This window comes from Enterobacter sp. Ag1 (assembly GCA_000277545.1).
GTDB lineage: Bacteria > Pseudomonadota > Gammaproteobacteria > Enterobacterales > Enterobacteriaceae > Cedecea.
This window is the reverse complement of sequence record AKXM01000001.1, coordinates 1-209: the sequence shown is the minus strand read 5'-3', so window position 1 is coordinate 209 and position 209 is coordinate 1. Positions and strand designations below refer to the sequence as shown.

At 34.0% G+C, this 209-nt stretch carries 1 protein-coding gene; it reads left to right on the top strand.

Annotated elements, in window-relative coordinates; genetic code table 11:
• The coding region (locus A936_RS24020; RefSeq protein ID WP_008453317.1) for a hypothetical protein at positions 1-209 on the top strand (209 nt) is incomplete at both ends.

Genomic DNA, 209 nt, shown 5'->3' with positions numbered 1-209 from the left:
ACCGTTATTACCGTTATTATCGTTATTGCCGTTATTACCGTTATTACCGTTATTACCGTTATTACCGTTATTACCGTTATTACCGTTATTGCCGTTATTACCGTTATTACCGTTATTACCGTTATTACCGTTATTACCGTTATTACCGTTATTACCGTTATTACCGTTATTACCGTTATTAACGGCAATAACGGTAATAACGGTAATAA